The organism is Streptomyces sp. SAS_270, assembly GCF_052543295.1.
Genome location: NZ_JBMNDS010000057.1, coordinates 28,722 through 43,629 on the forward strand (window position 1 = coordinate 28,722; position 14,908 = coordinate 43,629).

12 protein-coding genes and 1 pseudogene are annotated in these 14,908 nt (G+C 70.8%); 7 read left to right on the forward strand and 6 right to left on the reverse strand.

Going from position 1 to position 14,908, the window contains the following annotated elements; translation table 11 throughout:
• Positions 1–73 precede the first annotated feature (73 nt).
• The 6 genes from ACN6LB_RS30795 (at position 74) to ACN6LB_RS30820 (ending at position 7,700) form a co-directional block, all read left to right on the forward strand.
• A complete protein-coding gene (locus tag ACN6LB_RS30795) occupies positions 74–1,390 on the forward strand; it encodes an ABC transporter substrate-binding protein (protein ID WP_445028721.1) in 1,317 nt (438 codons plus the stop codon).
• Between the two features lie 214 nt (positions 1,391–1,604).
• Positions 1,605–2,459, forward strand: a complete 855-nt coding sequence (locus ACN6LB_RS30800; RefSeq protein ID WP_445028741.1) for a carbohydrate ABC transporter permease — start codon at positions 1,605–1,607, stop codon at positions 2,457–2,459.
• Positions 2,456–3,424: a carbohydrate ABC transporter permease gene (locus tag ACN6LB_RS30805; protein WP_445028722.1), complete on the forward strand. Its 969-nt coding sequence runs from the start codon at positions 2,456–2,458 to the stop codon at positions 3,422–3,424. The genes ACN6LB_RS30800 and ACN6LB_RS30805 overlap by 4 nt, the downstream gene beginning before the upstream one ends.
• A 2-nt stretch (positions 3,425–3,426) precedes the next feature.
• The gene (locus ACN6LB_RS30810) at positions 3,427–4,479 is read left to right on the forward strand and encodes a hydroxyacid dehydrogenase (RefSeq protein ID WP_445028723.1); all 1,053 of its coding nucleotides are present in this window, start codon (positions 3,427–3,429) and stop codon (positions 4,477–4,479) included.
• Between the two features lie 36 nt (positions 4,480–4,515).
• A complete protein-coding gene (locus tag ACN6LB_RS30815; protein ID WP_445028724.1) occupies positions 4,516–6,066 on the forward strand; it encodes an HAD-IA family hydrolase in 1,551 nt (516 codons plus the stop codon).
• A complete protein-coding gene (locus ACN6LB_RS30820) occupies positions 6,063–7,700 on the forward strand; it encodes a glycoside hydrolase family 13 protein (protein WP_445028725.1) in 1,638 nt (545 codons plus the stop codon). The genes ACN6LB_RS30815 and ACN6LB_RS30820 overlap by 4 nt, the downstream gene beginning before the upstream one ends.
• A gap of 23 nt (positions 7,701–7,723) precedes the next feature.
• Here ACN6LB_RS30820 and ACN6LB_RS30825 read toward each other — a convergent pair whose 3' ends face one another.
• Positions 7,724–10,186, reverse strand: coding sequence for a polysaccharide lyase 8 family protein (locus tag ACN6LB_RS30825; RefSeq protein WP_445028726.1), 2,463 nt, complete (start codon positions 10,184–10,186; stop codon positions 7,724–7,726).
• Positions 10,187–10,356: 170 nt separating this feature from the next.
• On the opposite strand from ACN6LB_RS30825, the gene ACN6LB_RS30830 reads away from it, so the two are divergent.
• A complete protein-coding gene (locus ACN6LB_RS30830) occupies positions 10,357–11,085 on the forward strand; it encodes a peptidoglycan-binding domain-containing protein (RefSeq protein WP_445028727.1) in 729 nt (242 codons plus the stop codon).
• A gap of 19 nt (positions 11,086–11,104) precedes the next feature.
• On the opposite strand, the gene ACN6LB_RS30835 is transcribed toward ACN6LB_RS30830, so the two are convergent.
• The 5 genes and pseudogenes from ACN6LB_RS30835 to ACN6LB_RS30855 all read right to left on the reverse strand — a co-directional run bounded on the left by ACN6LB_RS30835 (position 11,105) and on the right by ACN6LB_RS30855 (position 14,769).
• Positions 11,105–11,302, reverse strand: a complete 198-nt coding sequence (locus ACN6LB_RS30835; RefSeq protein ID WP_356144722.1) for a hypothetical protein — start codon at positions 11,300–11,302, stop codon at positions 11,105–11,107.
• Positions 11,303–11,385: 83 nt separating this feature from the next.
• Positions 11,386–12,068: pseudogene (locus ACN6LB_RS30840) on the reverse strand (UdgX family uracil-DNA binding protein).
• 112 nt (positions 12,069–12,180) lie between these two features.
• Entirely contained in the window at positions 12,181–12,879 is a 699-nt protein-coding gene (locus tag ACN6LB_RS30845) for an alpha/beta fold hydrolase (RefSeq protein WP_445028728.1), read from the reverse strand.
• A 34-nt stretch (positions 12,880–12,913) separates the two neighbouring features.
• The gene (locus ACN6LB_RS30850; RefSeq protein WP_445028729.1) at positions 12,914–13,762 is read right to left on the reverse strand and encodes an alpha/beta fold hydrolase; all 849 of its coding nucleotides are present in this window, start codon (positions 13,760–13,762) and stop codon (positions 12,914–12,916) included.
• Positions 13,759–14,769 carry an alpha/beta hydrolase gene (locus ACN6LB_RS30855; protein WP_445028730.1) on the reverse strand — a complete coding sequence of 337 codons (1,011 nt, stop codon included), beginning with the start codon at positions 14,767–14,769 and terminating at the stop codon, positions 13,759–13,761. Before ACN6LB_RS30855 ends, ACN6LB_RS30850 begins: the two co-directional genes overlap by 4 nt.
• Positions 14,770–14,908 lie beyond the last annotated feature (139 nt).

The window sequence follows — 14,908 nt, forward strand, 5'->3', positions numbered from 1 at the left end:
ACTCTGATCGTGTGCGCACAAAAGATGTCCTGCATCCGCCTCTTCCCGTACGAGGTCTCGTAGGAGCCGTGCCATGTCGCGCACTTCACGTTCGTTCCGTACAGCCGTCACCGCCGCAGTCGCAGCCCTGGGCCTGCTCGCCACCGCCACCGCCTGCGGCGGCGACGGCGGCTCGACCGACGCCGCTTCGGGCGGCAAGCCGGTGACCATCGACTACTGGACCTGGACGCTCGGCGCCAAGTCGACCGTCGAGGCGTTCAACAGGACCCACAAGGACATCCAGGTCAGGTTCACCGAGATCCCGAGTGCCACCGAGGGCTACAGCAAGCTCGCCAACGCGGTGAAGGCGGGCAACGCGCCCGACGTGGCGACCATCGAGTACCAGATGGTCCCGGAGTTCGCGAGCCAGGGAAACCTGATCGATCTGACCAAGTACGCCGGTGAAACGGTCAAGTCGAAGTTCCCGAAGCCGCTCCAGGACCTGGTGACCTTCGGCGGCAGGACCTGGACCGTCCCCTACGACGCCGCGCCGCAGCTGTACTACTACCGCACCGACCTGTTCAAGAGGTACGGCATCGAAGTCCCCAAGACCTGGGGAGAGTTCAAGGCCGCCGCCGAGAAGGTCAGGAAGAAGGACAAGAACGTCCGCCTGGCCTCCATGCCCAAGTCCGACCCCGCGCTGCTGGCCGCCCTCTCCTGGCAGGCCGGCGGCAAGTGGTTCGCCACCGAGGGCGACGCCTGGAGGACCGGCGTCGACGACGCCGCGACGAAGAAGGTCACCGCCTACTGGGACGGCCTGGTCAAGGACGACCTGGTGCAGTCCTTCGCCGGCTACAGCCCCGAGGAGACCAAGGCCCGCACCTCCGGCAAGACCCTCTCCTTCCTCGGCGCCTCCTGGTCCGCAGGCGGCATGAAGACCGCGATGCCCGATCTCAAGGGCAAGTGGGCCGCCGCCCCGATGCCGAACTGGGGCACCGCGGCCAGCGGCAATTACGGCGGCACCTCCTACGGCGTCCTCAAGGGCAGCAAGCACGCCGAGGCGGCCACCGAGTTCATCACCTGGCTCACCACGAACAAGGCAGGTGTCGAGGCCCGCCTCGCCGACCTGGAGTCGCCGAGCAGTGCCCTGCCCGCCAACCCGGAGATGCGCGCGGTCGCCGCGGCCAAGTTCGACACCTCGTACCTGGACGGCAGCCAGGACCTCTACAAGCTCGCCTCCGACCAGGTCGACACGATCGTCCCCGGCTGGACCTGGGGCCCCGACCAGATGGACGTCTACACCGCGATCCAGGACGAGGCGGCCAAGTCCGGCTTCACCGCCGGCGTCGAGGCCGGGCAGAAGCAGGCCGAGTCGGGCATCACGGAGCGCGGGCTGAAGCTCGCCGAGTGACCTGAGGGTCCCGCCCCTCGGGGGCCCGTGCCGTCACGGGCTCCCGCTGCGGCCACACCCCCGCCCTCCCGCGTCCCTCAAGCGTCCACTCCGCCAAGGAGCCACCGTGGCAGCACCCCTCGCGGGGGCCGTGAAGGCCACCCGCCAACCCCCGCCGAAGCCCTCGGGCACCCCGAGACTGCGGCGCAGTCAACGCCGGGCCGCGGCCCTGTTCATCACCCCGTTCTTCGTGCTGTTCGCCGCGGTCATGGCCGCACCCATCGGCTACGCCGTGTGGATGAGCCTCTTCCAGGAGCACTCCTCAGGGCTCGGCTTCGGCGGCACCGAGCGGGTGTTCTCCGGACTAAGCAACTACACCAAGGCCCTGTCCGACGCGGGATTCCGTGACTCCTTCGTGCACATCGCGCTCTACTGCGCGCTGTACATCCCGGTGATGATCGGCGGCTCGCTCCTGCTCGCCCTGCTGGTCGACTCCGCGCTCGCGCGCGCCAAGCGGTTCTTCCAGCTCGCCCTGTTCCTGCCGCACGCGATCCCCGGACTGATCGCCTCGATCATCTGGATCTACCTCTACACCCCGGGCCTGAGCCCCGTCCTCGACTGGATCGGCGTCTTCGGCGGCACATGGAACTTCTACAGCAACGACCATGTGCTCTCGTCGATGGTCAACCTGTGCGCCTGGCAGTGGATCGGCTACAACACGGTCATCTTCTACGCAGCCCTGCAGGCCGTTCCGCGTGAGACGATCGAGGCGGCCGTGGTCGACGGCGCGGGCGCCGTACGGACCGCCCTGCAGATCAAGGTGCCGCTGATCGCCTCCGCGGTCGTCATGACCGTGCTGTTCACCTGCGTCGGCGCGATCCAGATCTTCACCGAGCCGCGGCTCCTGAACCAGCGCGGTGCGCCCACCATCGACACCGAGTGGTCCCCGACGATGTTCATCTGGAAGGCCGGTTTCGTGCAGCACGACTACGGGCTGGCCGCCGCAGCGTCCCTGATGCTCGCCGTCCTCGGCATCGCCCTCTCCTACATCGTCACCCGGCTCGGCAACCGGTGGAAGGCGGCGTCATGAGCACCCTCACCTCCCGAGCGACGGGCCCGACGAGCCCAGCCCGTCCGGACCGTCCGGACCGTCCGGACCGTCCGGCCCGGACACCGGCGGACCGCGAGTCCGCCCCCGCCGCCCGGCGCCGCACCACCTCCCGTGCCCTCCTCTCCAAGGGTGTCGTCAACGCCGTACTGATCGTCGCGGCCCTCTACACCCTGATGCCGGTCAGCTGGCTGCTCTTCGCCGCCACCAAGAACAGCCGCGACCTCTTCGGCACTTCCGGCTTCGCCTTCGGCGACTTCAACCTCTTCGCCAACCTGCGCCACGTCCTCACCTTCAACGACGGCATCTACCTGCGCTGGTTCGGCAACAGCATGCTGTACTCCGTGGTCGGTTCGGCCGCGTCGTCCCTGCTCTGCGTCGCCACCGGATACGCCTTCGACAAGTACGACTTCAAGGGCAAGGAGAAGCTGTTCGGCATCGTCCTCGGCGGTGTGCTGGTGCCCGCCACGGTGATCCAGCTCCCGATGTACCTGCTCGCCACCAAGGCCGGGGTCGTCAACACCTACTGGGCACTGCTGCTGCCCGCCATGGTCAACCCGTTCGGCGTCTACCTCGCGCGGGTCTTCTCCGAGGGATACGTGCCCGCAGAGGTACTGGAGGCCGCCCGCGTCGACGGCGCCGGCGAACTGCGCACCTTCGCCGGGATCGCGCTGCCGATGCTCGCGCCCGGCTTCATGACCATCTTCCTGTTCTCGTTCACCGCGAGCTGGAACAACTTCTTCGGCGCTCTCGTCATGCTGAACGACGAGAAGCTCTACCCGGTCAACCTCGGCCTGTTCATGTGGAACAGCGTCACGCAGCAGCAGCCCGAGTACTACGCGCTCGTCATCACCGGGTCCCTGGTCGCCGTCGTCCCGCTGATCATCGCCTTCGTCTGCCTGCAGCGCTTCTGGCGTTCCGGTCTGACCGCCGGCGCGGTGAAATGACCATGCCCGTACCGGAAGGCACCCTCCTGAACAGCTCGCCGCGCCCCACCGCACCCAGGCGCCCGCACACCGTCCTCGCCATGGGACACGAGATCCACCGCTCGCTGACCGAGGAAGGAGCCCTCGACCGGCTCCACTCAGTCGCCGCCGTGGACACCGCCCACCTCACCGACTTCGCGGCGGCCGCCGACGCCGAACTGGCCGACGTGGAAGTCCTGTTCACCCACTGGGGCGCACCCCTGCTGAGCGAGGACGCGCTGCGCCGTATGCCGCGGCTGCGGGCCGTCGTCCACGCGGCCGGGTCCGTCAAGCACCACGTCACCGCCGCCGTCTGGAAGCGGGGCATCACCGTCTCCTCCGCGGCCGGCGCCAATGCCCTGCCCGTCGCCGAGTTCACCCTCGCCGCCATCCTCTTCGCGAACAAGCGCGTCCTCGACATCGCCCGCGAGTACGCCCAGGCGCGCGAACAGCCCGCGCTCCTGCCGTACTTCACCGGATACGGCAACTACCACCGCACCGTCGGCATCGTCGGAGCCTCCCGCATCGGACGCCGCGTCATCGAGCTGCTCCGCCCGCTCGACCTCACCGTTCTTCTCCACGACCCCTACGTCGACAGGGAAGGGGCGCGCGCCCTCGGCGCGGAACTCGTCGACCTCGACGAACTCGTCCGGCGCAGCCACGTCGTGTCCATCCACGCACCCCAACTGCCCGGGACGCGCCACATGTTCGACACGCACCGGCTCGCACTCCTGCAGGACGGCGCCACACTCATCAACACGGCGCGCGGATCCCTCGTCGACACGGACGCGCTCACCGAGCGTCTCCTTTCCGGTCGCATACACGCCGTGCTCGACGTCACCGAACCCGACACACCCCCCGCCTCCTCCCCGCTCTACACACTCCCGAACGTGCTGCTCACCCCACACATCGCCGGCTCCCTCGGCAACGAACTCGGCCGCATGGCGCACTGGGCCGTCGACGAGGTGCAGCGCTACGCACAGGGCCTCCCGTTCCTGCACGGAGTCGGCCCCGACGAGCTGACCCGATCGGCCTGAGCAGCCTCCGCCCCCTCCTGCAGAAGGAACCCGACCATGCCTGCCGCGCGCCGCGTTCTGGTCGTCGGCATCGACGGCGTACGCCTCGATGTCCTGCGCCGACTGCCCACCCCGCACCTGGACGCCCTCGCGGCCGACGGGTTCCTCGCTCCCGTCGAGGTCGACGACCGTACGCCCACCATGTCGGGTCCCTGCTGGGCGACGATCGTCACGGGCGTGGGCGTCGACAAGCACGGTGTGTGGAGCAACGACTTCAGCGGTCACCGTCTCGACGTCTTCCCCGACTTCGCGACCCGCCTCGCCCAGCGGGGCCGCACCTTCGTCGCGGCGGGCTGGCGGCCGCTCATGCAGACAGCGGACGGAGGCCCGCTGTTCCGGGCGCCGTCCCGCAGCGTGTACGTCGCGCCGAGCGCGGACACCCCGCAGGCGTGGGAGGAATGCGACGAGCGGATCACCGAGGCGGCGTCCCGGATCCTCGCGGACGACGACCTCGACGCGTCGTTCGTCTACCTCGGTGCGCCCGACGAGACCGCGCACTTCCTCGGCTGCGGGGAGGCGTACGAGGCGTCGGTGCTCCGCGCCGACCAGCGTCTTGGCAGGCTGCTCGCAGCCGTGCGCAACCGACCCGCGTACGACAGCGAGCAGTGGACGATCCTCGTCGTCACCGACCACGGTCATGTCGACGCCGGTGGCCACGGCGGCCGTTCCCCGCAGGAGCGCACCGCCTGGCTGATCGCCGCGGGCCCGGGCATGGGGGCGGCGCCGCCGGAGGTACGCCATGTCGACGTCGCCGCCCAGGTCTTCGCCTCACTGGGCCGACTCGCCGACCGGCACTGGACGTTCGAGGGCCGCCCCTTCGCGGCCCGCCCGCACGCCCTGCTCCTCGACATGGACGGCACCCTCGTGGACACCGAGAAGCTGTGGCTGCGCACCGTACGCGCATGTGCCGCCGCCCTCGGCCACGAACTCGGCGCCGAGGACCTGCCCGGGATCCTCGGCCGCTCGGTCGGCGACACCGCCGCGCATCTGCACCGGGTGACCGGCTGTGACCAGGACGCGCTGGCCGGGGAGCTCGAAGCGGCCTTCCTGGCGGTCGTCGAGGCGGAGGCATCCCCGATGCCGGGAGCAACCGAACTCCTCGCCCTGCTCGGGGACTTGGGCATCCCGGCAGCCCTGGTCTCGGCCTCCCCCCGACCCGTCGTCGACGCCGTACTCAAGGTGCTGGGCGCCGACAACTTCCGTACGACCGTCGCCGCCGGCGAAACCCCGCGCACCAAGCCCGCCGCCGACCCGTACCTCGCCGCGGCCAGGGCACTCGGCGCGGACCCGGCGGCCTGCCTCGTCGTCGAGGACAGCCCCGCGGGCGTGGCCTCGGCGCACGCGGCGGGCTGCCGGGTGCTGGCCGTGCCCTCGGACCTGGCGCACGAGGAGATCCTGCCCGCCCCCGGACGCACCGTCCGGTCGAGCCTGCTGGGACTGGAAGCGGCCGAGCTGTGGAATGCCGGACTGTGGCGGGGAGTTCATACGCGCAGCCCCGGCCGCGACGCCCGCACCGTGACGCACCTCGACGATTGGCACACCGGATGACCGACGCAAGCCCCTGGTGGCGCAGTGCCGCCATCTACCAGATCTACCCCCGCAGTTACGCCGACGGCAACGCGGACGGAGTCGGCGACATCGCCGGAATCCGGGCACGTCTCACCCATCTGCGCGACCTCGGCGTGGACGCCCTGTGGATCAGCCCCTGGTACGTCTCCCCGATGGCCGACGCGGGCTACGACGTCGCCGACTACCGGGACATCGATCCGCTGTTCGGCACCCTGCGCGAGGCCGAGGAGCTCATCGCGCAGGCACACGGACTGGGCCTTCGGGTGATCGTCGATCTGGTCCCCAACCACTGCTCCGACCAACACCCCTGGTTCCGTGCCGCGTTGGCGGCGACACCCGGCTCGCCCGAGCGTGCCCGCTTCCACTTCCGGCCCGGACGCGGTGCGGCGGGCGAACTGCCGCCCAACGACTGGCCGTCCCACTTCGGCGGACCCGCCTGGCAGCGGGTCACCGAAACGGACGGCAACCCCGGCGAGTGGTACCTGCACCTGTTCGCGCCCGGACAGCCGGACTTCAACTGGGACAGCCCCGAGGTGCGCACGGAGTTCGAGTCGATCCTGCGCTTCTGGTTCGACCGGGGCGTCGACGGCTTCCGCATCGACGTCGCCGACAACCTGGTGAAACAACCGGGCCTGCCCGATCTGGCCTCGATCGCCGAAGGCGCGCCGTCGCCGGTCTCGGACCAGGACGGGGTGCACGAGGTGTACCGGGCCTGGCGGCGCATCGCCGACTCCTACCCCGGGGAGCGGATCTTCGTCGGCGAGCTGTGGGTGTCCGACCGGCAGCGCTTCACCCGCTACCTGCGCCCCGACGAACTGCACACGGGCTTCAACTTCCCCTTCCTGCAAGCCGAATGGTCGGCCGACCGGATGCGCGCCGTCATCGACGACACCCTCGCCGGACACACGCCCATCGGCGCCCCCGCCACCTGGGTCCTGTCCAACCACGACACCACCCGCCACGTCACCCGCTACGGCCGGTCCGACTCCGGGTACGGCTTCGACCGGCGCCGCCTGCACGGCACACCCGTCGACCTCCCGACCGGCACCCGGCGGGCCCGGGCGGCCGCTCTGCTGACCATGGCACTGCCCGGCTGCGTCTACCTCTACCAGGGCGACGAACTGGGTCTGTGGGAGGTCGAGGACATCCCCGAGCACCTCATCCAGGACCCCGCCTTCCACGGCACGAACGGCGCCGACCCGGGGCGCGACGGCTGCCGCGTGCCGCTCCCCTGGGAGGGCGACGCGCCACCGTTCGGTTTCAGTGGTCCCGGCGCCTTGGGCAACGGCAAGGAGCCGTGGCTGCCGCAGCCCGCGGCCTGGAAGGAGTACACGGTCGCGGCGCAGACCGGCGACCCCGACTCCGTGCTGGAGCTCTACCGCCGGGCGCTGTGGCTGCGCCGCGCCGAGCCGGGGCTGGGCGACGGTCCGATGCGGTGGCTGCCCGCCGGTGACGGCGTCCTCGCCTTCACCCGGCCGGGCGGCCTGACCTGCGTGGTCAACTTCTCCGGCAGCCCGGTCGAAATGCCCGGGCACGAAGCCGTGCTGCTCTCCAGCGCCGGTCTCGACGAGGGTCGGCTGCCGCCGGACAGCACGGTCTTGCTGCGTGGCTGAGCGTCCGACCGTGCTCCCGCGCCTCAGCCGAGGTGGACGCTGATCTTCTGGGTGACACCGGCGGTCGTGCTGAGGTCGCCGAAGGTCAGCGTCAGCGTGGAGCCGGTGGTCGCCGAGGTGACCGTGGCGGGCTTGGAGGTCACCGACGACACGGCCCTGTTCCAGGTGAGCGTGAGGCCGGTCTGCTTGCGCATGGGGTCGCTGACGCAGATCATCGCGGTGCCGTCGCTGTTCTCGTTGATCATCACGCAGCACGGATTGCTCGCCGTGAGGGCTCCCACGGTGCCGCCGAACCAGAAGTTGACGCCGGTGAAGCCGAGCGAGGGGACGGCGACGCCCTGCTGGTTGTCGGTGTTGGCGAGGACCGACAGCCAGTTCGTGGTGGCGGCCCGGGTCTGGGTCTGCGCGGCTGTCGCACCCGGCATGAGGAGGTAGGCGTACGCGGCGTCGGCGGGATTGGTGCCGTGGTCGACGTACAGGGTCAGGTACTTGCGGTTCAGCACCGTGGAGCTGCCGCCCTTGTTGATGTCGCTCCACTTGCCGTCGCGAGCCTCGCGCAGCGCCTTGACGGCGGCGCCGCCGGGGAAGACATAGCCGCCGTGCCCGCCGATGTGGGCCCAGCCTGCTCCGGTGAGCGTCTGCGACCAGGGGTAGGTGAGCGGCTTGGTGACGCCGTCGACCTGGAACGAGGTGTTGCCGGTGGGGCCGAGGTTGCGGTTGTCCACCGTCGACTCCACGGCCGTACCGTCCGTGCACTTGATCCCGGCACCGAGACAGACGATCGCGTCGTCGAGACAGAACCACGACTTCTTCGCCAACAGCGTGCTCTGCAGGCCCTTGACGTACTGACCGATCGCGGCCCGACGGCCGTCCGTGGTGCCGCCCACCCAGTTCACGTCCGGCAGGGAGGCGCCCCAGTCGCCGCCCGCGGCGTCTGCGAGGGGCAGCCGTGAGGTGGTGGTGCCGGGCAGCCGGTAGGGGTCCACCGTCGGCCAGAAGGCGTCGCTGTACTGCCCGTTGCCGAACGTGTCGCCCCACCAGTAGAGCATTCCGGCACCGGTGTGCCAGCCGTGCAGGTTCTCCCCGTTCCCGGTCTCGTAGTACGTGATCCGGCGGTCGGCCATGCTGATCGACGCGGCCCAGCCGGGGCGGCGGTGCGTGGCCCGGGCCATGTTGGTGAACAACCGGTGCCCGGTCGGCTCGGCGATCACGGAGACCGAGGTGTCGTCCACAACGCCCTTGAGCCGGGCCAGACTTGTCAGGCTCAACGACGGGTCGCTCATGGGCGGGCTGTAGTAGTCCCGCTGTATCCAGCCCTTCACGAGGCCGCGCCAGCGTGTGTTCTCGGCGCTGCTCGCGCCCTGGCCGAGCAGCACGATCGACGCGAGGATGGGATGACCGCGCAGATGGTCGTCCTGCTGGATCTGCTTGGCGTCGGCCGCGGCGAGGCCCCGGCTGACCGCCCGCCCCGACACCCCGTCCATGACGAGCCCGTTGTAGAGGAACGGCGCCCAGGCGCTCTCCACCGCGTCGAACACGATCTGCCGCTGGGCGTCGGTGACCTCCCAGCTGGACCCGGCGAGCAGGGCGAAGAGCAGGCCGAGCCCGCCCAGCATCACCGAGCCGTACGAGCCGGTGTAGGGGACGGTGGTGTGCTGGATGAACGAGCCGTCGGTGTAGAGCCCGTCGCCGCCGCTCACGTACGGGAAGACGGGGGAGAGCGCGTCACGGGCCAGCGCGATCTTCGCGGAGCTCGCGCCGACGACGCCCCGCAGGGCGAGGACCCGGCACAGGTCGACCCGGTTCGCGCCGGTGCTCGTCCCGCTGTAGACGGAGACGGCCGAGTCGGGCACGAAGTGGTCCACGGCCGCGAGGCAGCCGGCGAGCTGCGCGGCGGACAGCTCGTCGTACATCAGGACGCACACGTCCAACAGGGCCTGCGGCGCCCCGATCTGCCAGCTGTACCAGTTGCCGTAGCGCGTGCGGCTCTCGTTGTAGACCTCGGTGTGGAGGTGGTCGAGGCCCGTGAGGACGGCGTCCCTGAGCGTGGTGTCGCCGGTCAGGCCCGTACCCGGCTGGGAGTAGGCCTGGGCGAGCGTGTTGAGACGGGTGAAGCTGGCGTGCATGTTCCCGGAGTAGCCGTACGACTCCTGGTCGGTGTCCGGCTCGGGGTCGGCGTAGACCAGGTCCGGCCACAGCGATCCGGATGTCGGTGCCATCGTGGAGCGCAGGGTGCTCGCGGTGGTGCCCAGTTCGGCCAGGCGGCTCTTGAAGGGTTCGGCGGTGGGGCTGAAGCCCTCGCCGAGGACGAGGGTGCGCCACTTGGCGCGCAGGGTCGCGAACTCGTCCGCGGCCTCAACGGCGTCGGTGGTGGCGGCGGTGTCGGTGGACATGAGGGGGGAGGCGCCGGCGGTGGTGTGCACCCCGAGCGCGAGCGCGGTGCTGCTTGCGGCCAGGAAGCCACGGCGGGACCAACGAGTCGTCATGACGGCGGTTTCTAGCATGGATTCGCTCAAACGCTCAACGATTCTTGCTCAATTGATCGTATCGATCGCTCAATGAGGTGGGTGAGGGGCTGAACCGGCGGGCCGACGCCCGCGTATCTCTCCTCGGGGATGGCGGGAAACCGCACACACGAGAGGAGAGCAGTGTGTCGATGCCGCCCAAATCCGGGCGTCCTGCGTGGCGCCCGGCACTCGAACCCACCCGCGTCCAGCTCCGTCGCAGGTCGGAGGCGCTGGCAGAGCTGGTGCGGCAGGTACGCGAGAACGACCGTCGCGCGGACCCGGAGGAGCACGACGAACTCGTCGAGCCCGTAGCGGTGGCCGTGGCCACCGCACCACGGTTCCTGCCGACCCCGGAGGACAACGAGACCGAAGAGCTGCCGCCGGTGGCCACGGAGACGGCCCGCTTAGGAAGCCGGAACGCGAGAGCGGGCGCAGGCCCCCGCGCGGGTGGTCGGCACTCGGACCGCGGGCGTGAGGCGGTGATGCGCCGGACCGCGATCGGTCTCGCCGTGCTCGCGGCGGCCCTGGCCGGCTTCGCCGCCGCGCTCCTGCTGCCCGGCGACGACACGGACGAGCAGGCGCGCACCTCCACGCCCCCTTCGACGGCCCCCGGCAACAGCGCCCCCACCGGGGCACCCGACCCGGACGGCGCGGGCACCTTGCGCGAGGGGGACACCGGTCCGGAGGTCACCGAGCTTCAGCAACGGCTGCTGCGCATCCCCGACGTGTACGGCAACGGCGCCACCAGCGGCACCTACGACGCCACCCTCTCCGCCGCCGTGGCCCGTTTCCAGCTCTGGTACGGCATCCGCGGCGACGAGACGGGTGTGTACGGCGACGACACCCGCCGGGACCTGGAATCCCGGACGACGCCTTAGCCGGGGGCGCCGCTTCGGTCTAGTCGGAGGGGTGTCCCTCCACAGTCTTCCGGTTCGCGGAGCGGCTCGGGGTGAGCGGGTCACCCGACCCGCCTCGCCCGCCCGACGAGGTGTCGACGTCGTCCTCGGCTCCCTGCTGCTTGACCTCTTCCAGTACTTCCTCGGTCGCGGTCCGGGTCGGCTTCTGGCGCCTGAGCAGGCGCGGAATCTTCGTCATTCGCGTCGAGTACCCGAAGATCCACGGTCAAGTCAGGGACAGGGGAAGGCTCGCCCGTCTGCCTGCCCGCCTGCCTGGTCCGGTCAGCGCTCCAGCGCCCGCACGGCCACGCGGAGGTCCGACAGGAAACCCGCGTAGGCGGCTTCCCGGTCGTCGGCGCGGAGGACGGCCGAGGGGCGCAACGTCGCCACGAGCCGGCGTTCCCGCTCGGCCGGATCCCCGCCCTCGACGTCGTACTCCTCGGGAAGGGGGATGAGCGTGCCGCGGTCCTTGGTGACCCGGAACGACCTGCCGAGCAGTGCCTTGCCGGCGGTCGCACCGAGCGCCACCACCGCCTCGGGCCGGACCAGGTGCAGCTCGGCGAGCAGCCAGGGCCGGCAGGCGGTCAGCTCCCGAAGGTCCGGCGCTTTGTGGATACGGCGTTTGCCGCCCTCGCGCCGGGTGAACTTGAAGTGCTTCACGGCGTTGGTCACATACACCGAGCTCCGGTCGATACCCGCTTACTCCAGGGCCTTCCCGAGCAGCCGCCCGGCCGGGCCCACGAAGGGCTCGCCCTGCCTGTCCTCCTGATCCCCGGGCTGCTCCCCGACGAGCACGAGCCGCGCCGAGGTGTCGCCCTCGCCGAAGACGGTCCGGGTGGCGTCCTCGAACAAGGGGCACCCCGGCAGTCGGCCGCGGCCCGGCGATGCGCGGGGAGACCGCCACGCTTGGGCAGATACGGTCCGGCGTCGTACGCGGACCCTTCCTCCCCGGTCCGCGTTCGCACCTGCACGTCACCTCCGGGCTCCGTCCCCCGCAGTACCCCTTCCGAGCCTGTCGACCCGCGGGTCGGGTCAGCTGCCGGGAGGATGCCGTCGGTGACATGCCGACGCGTGGGGTCAGCGTGTGGCGGACCGCAGCAGGATGCGGGCCAGCTCGTGCGGCTGGGAGAACATCGGCCAGTGGCCGGTGTCCATCTCGACGAGCTGCCAGTGCTCGCTCTTCAGCAGCTCCGCAGCGTCGTCGTTGGGTTCGTCGCCGTCGAGCAGGCATTTGATGTACGTGGTCGGGAGTTCGTCGAGCGGCCGCTCCAGTACGGCCGGATCGGACAGGGTGGCGCCCGGCTGCGGGGTCGAACCGCCGGCGATCCGCGAGATCTGCTCGTCCGTGAGCCCCTGCCCGTCGTACTCGGCCGCGGTCAGCGGCGGCCAGTTCCCCTGGTGCTCGTCGAGTACCGCCTGCAGCCTCTCCGGGCCCTGCCACCACGTGGAGACGAACGACTCACCGTCGGTGGGCACATTGGCGTCCACGTACACCACCCGCGCCAGCCGCTCGCCGAGGCGGCCGGCGGCCTGGCCGACCGGAATGCCCGCATAGCTGTGCCCGACCAGGACGACATCACGCAGATCCAGACGCTCGACCTCGCCGACGATGTCCCGCACATGGGTCTGCGGCCCGACCGGCACGTGCTGTCTGTCGGCGATGCCCGACAGGGTCAGCGGATGGACGCCGTGCCCGGCCGCCCGCAGCTCGGGCACCACGTCGTCCCATGCCCACGCTCCGAGCCATGCGCCTGCCACGAGTACGAATTGCGTCATAGAAGAAACGTATCGCAGCATGCGGACATCGGCCTCAGGTGACGTGCGGGGCGCGGGTGAACTCCCCGACGGCACGCGCGAGTTCCGCGGGCCGGTCCAGGGGGACAAGCGTGTAGCTGTCGGCCACCTCGATCAGCCGCCCCTGGGGGAGGAGCCGGGCCAGACGGCGGCCGTGCTCGGGCGGCATCACCCGGTCCTCGCTCGCCCAGACGACGAGCGCGGGGCGCTCGAAGTCCGGCAGCCGTTCGGCCGCCGTGAGCAGCAGGCCGGTGTCCGCGGCCGCCGCGCGCAGGACACGCACGGTGTCGCGGCGGATCTCCTGCTGCCGAAGGACGGGCCTGATCCACCGGGCGGTGGCGGCGTCGCCACGCTTGGTCAGCCGGCCGAACGCGATCGGGAGCCGTCGCAGTGGCCGCAGTCGCATCTGCTGCATGAAGAGTCCGAACAGTCGCGGTGAGAGCCTGCCGGTGAGTACGAGCGTCCTGCCGGTCAGCCCCGGCGGGAAGTTGTCGAACGCGTCGCAGGAGACGAGCACGGCCCGTCCCACCGCGGGCGCCCCCTCGGCCATGAGCAACTGGACCAGCGCTCCGCCGGTGTCACTGCCGACGAGGGTGACATCACGCAGGGCCAGCCGTTCGAGGAACTCCGTGACCAGCCGGGCCACCCCGGGCAGCGACAGGTCCGTGCCGGCTCGCATCCCATGACGGTGCGCGCCCAGGGGCAGTGTCGGCGCCACGCACCGATGCTCGGCGGACAGCCCGGTGATCGTCTCGTCCCACAGCGTGGCGTCCATCATCAGACCGTGCAGCAGCACCACTACGGGGCCGTCGCCACCGGTGTCCGTGTACGTGAGGGTCCCGGCCGACAACTCGATTCGGTTCATGACGCGTCCCCGGTTCGCACGGCGGGCCGGTCGGCGCCCGGTGCCGGTGCCCGCAGCAGTTGCCGCCGCAGGAAGGACAGTTGGGCATCGACAGCCTGTTCGTGGGCGTCGAGGAACGGGGCGTAGTGCCCGCCGGACAGCCGCACCAGTTCGGCACCCGGCGCCCGCCGTGCCGCGTCGACGGCTCCCGCGGGATACGCGGTCCGGTCCTTGTCGCAGACCAGTACCAGGAGGGGGCAGCGCACCCGGGAGGCGAAGCGTCCTGGCCGGTGCAGGGCGAGGCGCAGGCCGGAGCCGGCGGCGACCTCCTGCAGCCAGTCCGGGTACCGGTTGCCGGGATTGAGCGCGCGGGCGGTGTCCGCGGCGTCCGGGGTGGTGATGAGCGCGACGGTGCCCGGTTCGCCGGACAGTGGCACCAGCAGGGGCGGTCGGCCCAGGAAACCGCCGATCGTGTCGAGGACGGCCCGGCCGAGGAAGCGCAGCATCGCCGGCGGCGTCTGGTGCCGGCCGGTGTGGAGCGTGGCGGCCAGGCCCCCGACGTTCGGCGTCTGGGCGATGACCGCCCCGAGCCGCGGATGGCGTGCCGCCACGCGCAGAAGGTGACCGCCGGACGCGGAGAAGCCCCAGAGGGCCACCCGTCGCGGGTCGACGTCCGGCAGGGTCGCCGCGTGGGCGATCGCCGCGTCCCAGTCCGCCAACTGTTCCTTGATGCGCAGCACTTGGCGCGGCCGGCCCCCACTCTCGCCAAGGCCGCGGTAGTCGAAGGCGAGGACGCCGAATCCGGCCTGGTGAAACCGCCGTGCGAACTGGTCGGTGCCGGGCTCCTTCGTCACGGCGAACCCACCCGCCATGATCACGCAGGTGCCGTTGGTTCCCGGATAGTGCCAGGCTGCGCACTCGGTTGCGTCGACGGTGAAACGGACCGCGCGCCGCCGCGCGGGCATCCGCGTCGCGCCCTGCGGGCCCGTTGCGGGCGTCGGATTGCTGCTGGGATCGGTCACGTTCATGACGGCCTCCTGTGCATGCCGGCACTCGGCGCGTCCGAGTGTCCGCACTCAAGAGGGCGCGGCGAGCCGAAACGTGACATCGGCAGGCGAAGGCCGTAGGAACGCACGAGCGGTGGTCGCGCGAGAACCGACGCGCGAC

Bases quoted from the DNA above. Each gene is read 5' to 3' on its own strand.
- ACN6LB_RS30795 (WP_445028721.1), top strand. From the start codon at position 74: ATGTCGCGCACTTCACGTTCGTTCCGTACAGCCGTCACCGCCGCAGTC.
- ACN6LB_RS30805 (WP_445028722.1), top strand. From the start codon at position 2,456: ATGAGCACCCTCACCTCCCGAGCGACGGGCCCGACGAGCCCAGCCCGT.
- ACN6LB_RS30810 (WP_445028723.1), top strand. From the start codon at position 3,427: ATGCCCGTACCGGAAGGCACCCTCCTGAACAGCTCGCCGCGCCCCACC.
- ACN6LB_RS30815 (WP_445028724.1), top strand. From the start codon at position 4,516: ATGCCTGCCGCGCGCCGCGTTCTGGTCGTCGGCATCGACGGCGTACGC.
- ACN6LB_RS30820 (WP_445028725.1), top strand. From the start codon at position 6,063: ATGACCGACGCAAGCCCCTGGTGGCGCAGTGCCGCCATCTACCAGATC.
- ACN6LB_RS30825 (WP_445028726.1), bottom strand. From the start codon at position 10,186: ATGACGACTCGTTGGTCCCGCCGTGGCTTCCTGGCCGCAAGCAGCACC.
- ACN6LB_RS30830 (WP_445028727.1), top strand. From the start codon at position 10,357: ATGCCGCCCAAATCCGGGCGTCCTGCGTGGCGCCCGGCACTCGAACCC.
- ACN6LB_RS30835 (WP_356144722.1), bottom strand. From the start codon at position 11,302: ATGACGAAGATTCCGCGCCTGCTCAGGCGCCAGAAGCCGACCCGGACC.
- ACN6LB_RS30845 (WP_445028728.1), bottom strand. From the start codon at position 12,879: ATGACGCAATTCGTACTCGTGGCAGGCGCATGGCTCGGAGCGTGGGCA.
- ACN6LB_RS30850 (WP_445028729.1), bottom strand. From the start codon at position 13,762: ATGAACCGAATCGAGTTGTCGGCCGGGACCCTCACGTACACGGACACC.
- ACN6LB_RS30855 (WP_445028730.1), bottom strand. From the start codon at position 14,769: ATGAACGTGACCGATCCCAGCAGCAATCCGACGCCCGCAACGGGCCCG.